The sequence below is a fragment of the Inquilinus limosus MP06 genome (assembly GCF_000767795.1).
Classification (GTDB): Bacteria; Pseudomonadota; Alphaproteobacteria; order DSM-16000; family Inquilinaceae; genus Inquilinus; species Inquilinus limosus_E.
Map to the genome: position 1 here is coordinate 1 of NZ_JANX01000874.1, position 1773 is coordinate 1773.

Below are 1773 nucleotides of genomic sequence, written 5' to 3' on the forward strand. Positions count from 1 at the left end.
GTTCCATTAAGTGTTGTGTCAGAAGCGGTTGGCGGCGGTTGTTGCAGCGCTGCTGGTGCTTTCGGGCTGCCTTGCCTCCGCCCCGGACTCCCCGGTCCCGCAGACCGAGGCGCAGGCCCGCGAGGCCGGCCATTTCGCCGACCCGTCGGTGTTCACCGTCGGCTTCGACCGCATCCAGGAAGTCTATCTGGTCAAGGAGGATTTCGGGAAGCTGGCGCTGGACGGGCTGAACGGCCTGTCCAAGCTCGACGACACGCTCAGCGTCCGCCGCGACGGCAGCCGGGTGCAGCTGATCCGCGCCGGCCATGTGGTCGGGGATTTCGATTCGCCCGCGCCCGACGCCTCCTATGACTGGGGCACGCTGGTCGCCTCCACCCTCGATTCGGCCTCGCTGGCCTCGGCGAAGATCGCCACCGCCGGCAACGAGGCCGCGTACCAGGCGGTCTACGAGGCTCTGCTGTCGGACCTCGACCCCTATTCCCGCTACGTCAACCCGGACCGGGCCCGCGACGACCGCGCCCAGCGCGACGGCTACACCGGCGTCGGCATCGCCCTGAGCCAGGACGACAAGGGCCGGCCGGTGATCGGCGACGTGTTCCCGGACACGCCGGCCGCCCGCGCCAACCTGCTGAAGGGATCGCTGATCGTCGCCGTCGACGGGGTGTCGGTGGAGGACGCCAAGGTCGACGAGATCGCCGACCTGATGCGCGGGCCGGTCGGCACCAAGGTCGACCTGACCGTGCGCGAGCCCAAGGGCAACAGCCGCACCGCGACGATGACCCGCGAGAAGGTCATCGAGAACATGGTCCGCAGCGAGGTGCGCGACAACATCATCGTCGTCAAGCTGCTGCGCTACAACACCACCGCGGCCGCCGCCGTGCGCAACGCCGTGACCGGCCTGCTGCGCGGCCTGAACGGTAAGGCCCGCGGCATCGTCCTCGACCTGCGCGGCAATCCGGGCGGCCTCCTGGACCAGTCGGTGGCGCTGGCCGACATGTTCATGGATCACGGCCCGATCGTGTCGACCCGCGGCCGCAACCCGGACAGCGACCAGAGCTTCTCGGCCCGCAACGGCGACATCTCCGGCCACCTGCCGCTCGCCGTGCTGGTCGACGGCCATTCCGCCTCCGCCGCCGAGATCACCGCCGCGGCGCTGCAGGACGCGGACCGGGCGATCCTGGTCGGCTCCACCTCCTTCGGCAAGGGCAGCGTCCAGACCGTGACCCGGCTGCCGAATGACGGCGAGCTGTTCCTGACCTGGAGCCGGATCTACGCGCCCTCCGGCTACACCTGGCACCGCCAGGGCATCCTGCCGACCGTCTGCACCAGCGGCAGCGGCACCGACGCCAAGGCGATGATCGACGCCTTCCGCGCCGGCCAGGCGCCGAGCATGAGCGAGGCGATGGCAGAGCGCTTCCGCGCCCCGGACGACGAGACGGCGCTGCGCCGCGTGCGCTCCGCCTGCCCCTGGCAGGTGCATGACGCCGATCTCGACATCCAGGTCGCGGTCGGACTGATCAGCGACCCCGCCCTCTACGCCCAGGCGCTGGGGTCGCAGGACCGCGGCACCGTCGCCGCCCACGCACAATAGCGTCCTTCGGCGCGGACCTTGTCGGATCGCGCCGGTCCCGTTCGTCCTCCGGGCAGCCCAGGAGGTGAGCCATGGATGAAACGCCGGTGATCAAGACACGGCGCAAGGGCCGGAGCGCGACGCAAAGCATGCTGATTCCGAGCGAGGGGATGGTGGCCGCGGCACTGCAGGCCGCGCCGCCC

General features: G+C 70.6%; 1 protein-coding gene. It reads left to right on the forward strand.

Annotated features, from left to right (window positions below; translation table 11 throughout):
- The first annotated feature begins 28 nt into the window (after window positions 1-28).
- On the forward strand, window positions 29-1591 hold the full coding sequence (locus tag P409_RS33470) for a S41 family peptidase (protein ID WP_052121691.1): 1563 nt from the start codon (window positions 29-31) through the stop codon (window positions 1589-1591).
- Window positions 1592-1773: the final 182 nt, after the last annotated feature.